Here is a 6,224-nt window from a genome sequence, read left to right on the forward strand (position 1 = left end):
AGGCTCAAACCCTGCTGGACAATTTTGGATTTTAGCTCTTAGATTTGAGTGTTACCTTCTTAACTAGAAAGATCTAAAGTCGAAAATCTATGACCAAATTTGTGTTTGTGACCGGCGGCGTGGTTTCCAGTATCGGCAAGGGAATTGTCGCTTCTTCCCTCGGTCGCCTATTGAAGTCCAGGGACTACTCAGTCTCGATTTTGAAGCTAGACCCCTATATTAACGTTGACCCTGGTACTCTCAGCCCGTTTCAGCACGGAGAAGTATTCGTCACCGAAGACGGTGCGGAAACTGACCTGGATTTGGGGCACTACGAGCGTTTTACCGATACTTCCATGTCTCGCCTGAACAGTGTCACCACGGGTGCCATTTATCAAGCGGTGATCAATAAAGAACGCCGCGGCGAGTATCAAGGGAGCACGGTGCAGGTGATTCCCCACATCACTAACGAGATTAAAGAGCGTATTTTTCGGGTAGCAAAAAATACTAATCCTGACGTGGTGATTACGGAAATCGGCGGCACCGTGGGAGATATTGAATCTTTACCGTTTTTGGAAGCAATTCGCCAGTTTCGCAAGGCTGTCGGACGGCAAAATGTTGTGTATATGCACGTGACGCTGATACCTTGGATTCCGTCGGCTGGAGAGATGAAGACTAAACCGACTCAGCACTCGGTTAAGGAGTTGCGGTCTATAGGCATTCAACCAGATATTTTAGTCTGTAGGTGCGATCGACCTTTACCTCTGGGCCTCAAACAAAAATTGTCGGAATTCTGCAACGTACCCGAAGAATGCGTCATCACAGCTCAAGATGCCAAAAGTATCTACGAAGTACCGCTGATGATGGAACAGGAAGGTTTGGCGGAACAAACCATCAATTTGCTGCAACTCGAACAGCGGCCACCCGATTTGACTCAGTGGCAAACCTTAGTCAAACGGCTGTATAGCCCCAGCCACAAGATTGAGATTGCTTTGGTTGGCAAATACGTGCGGTTGAACGATGCTTATCTTTCGGTGGTGGAAGCTTTGCGGCACGCGGCAATCTCGATCGGCTGCGACCTAAATTTGCACTGGATCAACTCAGAAGATTTAGAATCGGGAAACATCGAAAACTATCTCCAAAATATCAACGGCATTGTTGTGCCCGGAGGTTTTGGGATTCGGGGAGTTGACGGCAAAATAGCTGCGATTCAATATGCCAAACACCATAAAATACCATTTTTGGGATTGTGTTTGGGGATGCAGTGTGCTGTGATCGAATGGGCGCGCAACACCGCCCAACTACAGGATGCCAACAGCGCTGAATTCAACCCGGATACAGCAAATGCAGTAATTAATTTATTGCCAGAACAGCAAGATGTAATCGATTTGGGCGGTACGATGCGACTGGGTTTGTATCCGTGCCGTGTAAACCCGGACACCCTCGCTTTCAAACTGTATCAAAAAGAAGTGATTTACGAGCGGCATCGCCACCGATACGAGTTCAACAATGCCTACCGCAATCTTTTCTTAGAATCAGGCTATGTAGTATCCGGCACATCTCCCGACGGCCGACTCGTAGAAATGATCGAATTGCCCAACCATCCCTTTTTCATCGCCAGTCAATTTCACCCCGAATTCCAATCTAGGCCTAGTTCCCCTCACCCTTTGTTTCAGGGGTTTATCCAGGCAGCGAGCTCTCAGGGAAAGCAGGATGTTTTAGAAGCTGAGGCCCGCGACTTAGTAGCAGGGAAACTTGCAGGAGCCTGATCTCATCTTATCTGCGATCGATTAGTTTTGATATATTGGATGTCTGTAGGGCGGGCCAGAGCACGCAATATTCAAATCGGGCAGACAATATCTGTAGAAAACCCGCCCAACCCAACAATAGGATTTGATTCGGGTTGCATTTACCAGACAGGATATCGGGGAGCATTCTCAACTACTGAAAAACCTTACCCCCAGCCCGCCGTATAGGGCTGGGCGGCTAATATCCTAAGGCTGAAGGCAGACTTGTCTGCCAGTGTAGCCTTCGGGAGGCAAAAGGCAGAAGGTAAAAATGCTGATAATTTTTACTTAACTTTTTAGCTAAGATTTCCAGGGTGATACCAGTTTTACAAAAGAATGCAACTGTAGGTAAGATCCAAACCCCGATAGTCATCTGTCATTCCCAATTCTAAAATCTAAAATCTAAAATCTAAAATCTAAAATTGTATGAGTTGTCAAACTATCCTAAAATACCAGGAAACGCAGGTTTGAGGAGGTTTTGTGTTGTGGCTTACTGGAGCAAAATTACTTATGAGAAAAATACATACATAATTGACCTTGACACTATTAGTGCTTTTTCTAGCGAACCGGATAACAAGCGTATTACATTTTGGCTGCCGAATAGCAGTCTGCCGATTATTCTCAATCCCCAAGGGAATTATGAGGCTTACAAGCAAATTCTCGAATACATCAAAAAAACGGTCGATCGCAATTCTAAAGGTTCCTGGATTAAAATTAATTACGAGCGCAAAGAATTTGCGATCGATCTGAGTCGAATTAGCTCTTTTGCTAGCGAACAGAACGGTCGCTTAATCAGCTTTTACCTGCCTGACAGCGCTACTAATATTATTATCATGCGCGAAGGCAACTCGGACACTTATCTAAAAATTCAGGAATATATTAAAAATATAACTGGGCACTCTCTGCCATGAAGAAGTTATTAGTCGTTAGTCATTGGTCATCAGTCATTAGTCATTAGTCATTGGTCAACTGTCAGCTAAGAGGGCAGGCACGGGGGCACTGCCCCTACAACTAACTGTCAACTGTCAACTGTCAACTGTCAACTGTCATAAGAGCGATTTGCCAAGCTAATTTTGCTGCGCCTACCATACCTGCTTGATTGCCCAATTCAGCAACCAATAACTGCAAACCTTCCCGAGAACTCGGCAGCACGCGCCGCTCAATTTCCGTTTGAACTGCTGGCAAGAAAAACTCGGCACCTGCACTAATTCCGCCACCGATAATAATAGCTTCTGGTGTTAAAATATAAATTAGACTTGCTAAGCCGATACCGAGATAGCGACCATAATTTCTCCAAAATTCTAAAGCTTTAGCATCTCCAGACTTAGCTAAATTGGCTAATTCTAGCGGTTCCAAGCCAGTATCGCGACGAATTGCTAGCACGGAAATGTACTGTTCTAAAGAACCGTGATTGCCACTATTACACTCTGGGCCGTCGGGATTAATCGAAATTAATCCTAATTCTCCGGCTGCACCTAGATGGCCTGAAAATAGTTTGCCATCTAGGATAACTGCACCGCCGACTCCTGTTCCTAATGTCAGTAAAATCAGGTTTTTAAAGTGCTTTCCTGCCCCTAACCAAGCTTCTCCCAATCCGGCACAATTGGCATCATTTGCTAATATTGTCGGCAATCCGGTTTTGGCTTCCAACCAGTCAGCTAGGGGGACGTTGTGCCAGTTTTTGAGGTTGATTGCGACTCGGGCTATTCTGCCTGCTGCGTCTGCTGGGCCTGGTGTGCCAATGCCGATCGCACATACAGCATTTTCTTGTGGATTCAGTTGTAAAATAGCATCTGCGATGGCGGCTAAAACGGCTTCTGGAGTAGCGGGTTGAGGAGTTGGGACTGTTAAGGATTGGTGACAAACGCCGTCTGCGCTAAATCTGCCGAGTTTAATTGCGGTGCCGCCTAAGTCAATGCCGATTACTTGTGCCATTACGATTTAAGTTTGTAGTGAGGACTTCAGTCCTCTTTCGTCTTATTTGAGTGTGTGAAAATTAGCGACGGATGCGGCGCTTAATTGCTAAGAATATCATGCCGATCGCTCTGAGTCTATTAAATTCTTAGCCTGCTATATAAATCCTACGCACCCTCCGCATCCCTGCGATTCCCATCCCCAGAAACACCCAAACCATCCCCAACAAACACCGCCTCAATCACATTCCCATACCCACCAGCATCATCCTCAACCACCGGCAGCGGAAATCGCGTCAAAATCTCCCGCCCAATATCCCCCGCCACCTCCGACAATTCCCCGCTGCGAATTCTACCCAACAATTCCAGCCTGCGCGCCAATTCCTGAAGCGAAGCCACCGCATCTGTAGGGGCTGTGTCATCATATTCGCCCTCAAACAATCCAGTCCCAAACCGTCGCAACCAAGCCGCCAATTCACTATCTCTCAGGCGTTTGGCGATTAAGAAACCCGCTACATCCCCTCGACTCCAGCCGACATTCACCCCTTCCAGGATTTCCATGAATTTCGACTCGTATTCCGCGTCAGTTAGGGTGGGGCGGGGTGGCGGCGGCGCAGGTGGGGGTGTGGTTCCCAATAGGCGCTGGATTAGTTGTTTGAGGAATTGCCAAATTTTGTTTAGCATTTTTCGGGTTGGGATGGGTGGGGTTGTTTCTATTTTAGTCTGGTTTGCTGGGTACTCATGAAAATCAAAGAAACCGGGTTTTTTCCTGATCTATCGATGATGGCGAATATTTTTCGTAAAAACCCGGTTTCTGGCCACTCGTGAAAATCAAAGAAACCGGGTTTTTTCCTAATCTATCGATGATGGCGAATATTTTTCGTAAAAACCCGGTTTCTGGCCACTCGCTTTCTACTTTAATAGCGGATAATACAGTTCTCCAGTCGAGTTGATATAACCCGCCCGATCGCCCGCCAGGTTCCCCGTGCCCATAAATACGTCAACTCTCCCCGCGCCTTTAATTGCACCGCCCGTATCTTGATCCAAAACAAACCGATTAACGGCATTTTGTTCGAGTTTCCCCGCCGCATTGGGATAGGGCAGTTTCGTGCTAATTAATGCTAGGGCGCCGGGAGGCATTAACACTTTATCAGTGGCGATCGACCTTTCGGCAGTTACGGGCACTCCAATGCTGCCGGTAGCAGGTGCACCTTTAGTATCCTGAAAGAAGACAAAGCTTTGATTCTTCGGCAAATACTTGTCCATATCTGCCGGAAACTTGCTAAAATATTCGTTGAGTTTCGGCAATGTTAGCTGTTCTAAAGTAAACTTGCCGTCCTTAACTAATTCTCGCCCGACACCTGTATAACTCTGACTGGTTTTCCCCGCGAAACCCACTGTCATCACGCCGCCGTCTGCTAACTGCAACTTCGCCGAACCTTGGACGTGGACGAGAAATGCTTGGAAGCGATCGCGCAACCAGACTAATTCCAATCCCCGCAACAATCCTTTGCTTCCCTGCAAAGCATCCGCACCTTCCAATTCCAATCTAGTTGGGTGAGGTTTGCGCCAAGAACCGAGGTTTGGCGGTGCCTTGTACAGGGGATAACGGTATTCGGAATTAGGGGTGCGAGAGGCTTGGTAAGTCGGCTCGAAATAACCTGTAAATGCTACTGTTCCTTTGTTGTCTTTGCCGATCGACTTATAAAACACAAACTCCCGCTTGACAGATTCCTGGAGTTGTGTTGGAGTTGTAGAACTGACAACTAATTGGCGGAATCGATCGAGCGATCGCCGAACTCGATCGCGCGTAATACCTGAGACTCGATAGCGACTGTAAGCACTAGCAGCAGCTTGGGAGTTAAGATAACCGAGGCTGTAGTCGATCGACTTTAACAGCAATTGTTTATCCCCCGGCTTGCCATTTTCGCCCCAGATTTGAGCGTCAAAGGCGATCGACTCCAACTCACTCGGTTGTAATTGACTTACACTAATTTGTTGCAGCGCCGGAATTGCGATCGCGGGAACAGAAAATGCGATCGCTAAAACACAACAGGCGATCGCCAATAGCTGATAACGAAAAATCTTGCTCAACTTCTAAATTTCCCTAATCAATTGATAACTTTCCTAGTCGATTATTCATCGTATCGTTCGAGACTAGAACTAAACAGCGGTTCTACGCGAATTGCGAGAATACTGGAAGGGCGAACTACCATGTATTCGCCTTGAATATTTTTGATCGGAACATTGACAAATTCTGACGAATCTTGTTTGGGAACCAGGGTTTTATACCACTGTTGAAAATCCGGCAGAGTTGCAAAACGGATTTCTTCGCGGTGGCCGCCATCAAGCAGCAGGTGCACGGAATATTCGCTGGGTGTTCTAGGCATATGTGTATTGTAGATTTTTGATTTTAAGCTTTTGGAACGATTTCACATTTTACCTGATAGCTGGTAAAAGTATAGTCATCTATTACATGACATGGGAGGCTTCCAGTCCCTCCCCTTTCGCTTTCACTTCGAGCGGATTGACCCGCCTTGGCTGA

General features: G+C 46.8%; 6 protein-coding genes. 2 read left to right on the forward strand and 4 right to left on the reverse strand.

The genetic code is table 11. The features are described from left to right. Nucleotides 1–89: 89 nt before the first annotated feature. Complete coding sequence (locus tag JGK36_RS26675; RefSeq protein WP_293193604.1) at nucleotides 90–1,748, forward strand: CTP synthase; 1,659 nt, start codon at nucleotides 90–92, stop codon at nucleotides 1,746–1,748. Between the two features lie 503 nt (nucleotides 1,749–2,251). After that, nucleotides 2,252–2,677, forward strand: coding sequence for a hypothetical protein (locus JGK36_RS26680; RefSeq protein ID WP_293185772.1), 426 nt, complete (start codon nucleotides 2,252–2,254; stop codon nucleotides 2,675–2,677). Nucleotides 2,678–2,798: 121 nt separating this feature from the next. Here JGK36_RS26680 and JGK36_RS26685 read toward each other — a convergent pair whose 3' ends face one another. From JGK36_RS26685 to JGK36_RS26700, 4 genes are all read right to left on the reverse strand, one after another. Then, nucleotides 2,799–3,701: an ROK family protein gene (locus tag JGK36_RS26685; RefSeq protein WP_293185771.1), complete on the reverse strand. Its 903-nt coding sequence runs from the start codon at nucleotides 3,699–3,701 to the stop codon at nucleotides 2,799–2,801. Nucleotides 3,702–3,847: 146 nt separating this feature from the next. Beyond that, entirely contained in the window at nucleotides 3,848–4,363 is a 516-nt protein-coding gene (locus JGK36_RS26690; RefSeq protein ID WP_293198623.1) for a hypothetical protein, read from the reverse strand. 228 nt (nucleotides 4,364–4,591) lie between these two features. Further along, nucleotides 4,592–5,773 carry an MltA domain-containing protein gene (locus JGK36_RS26695; protein WP_293185769.1) on the reverse strand — a complete coding sequence of 394 codons (1,182 nt, stop codon included), beginning with the start codon at nucleotides 5,771–5,773 and terminating at the stop codon, nucleotides 4,592–4,594. 41 nt (nucleotides 5,774–5,814) lie between these two features. Further along, nucleotides 5,815–6,069 carry a hypothetical protein gene (locus tag JGK36_RS26700; RefSeq protein ID WP_293185768.1) on the reverse strand — a complete coding sequence of 85 codons (255 nt, stop codon included), beginning with the start codon at nucleotides 6,067–6,069 and terminating at the stop codon, nucleotides 5,815–5,817. Between the last annotated feature and the right edge of the window lie 155 nt (nucleotides 6,070–6,224).

It is taken from the genome of Microcoleus sp. PH2017_35_SFW_U_B, from assembly GCF_020737865.1.
Taxonomy (GTDB): domain Bacteria; phylum Cyanobacteriota; class Cyanobacteriia; order Cyanobacteriales; family Microcoleaceae; genus Microcoleus.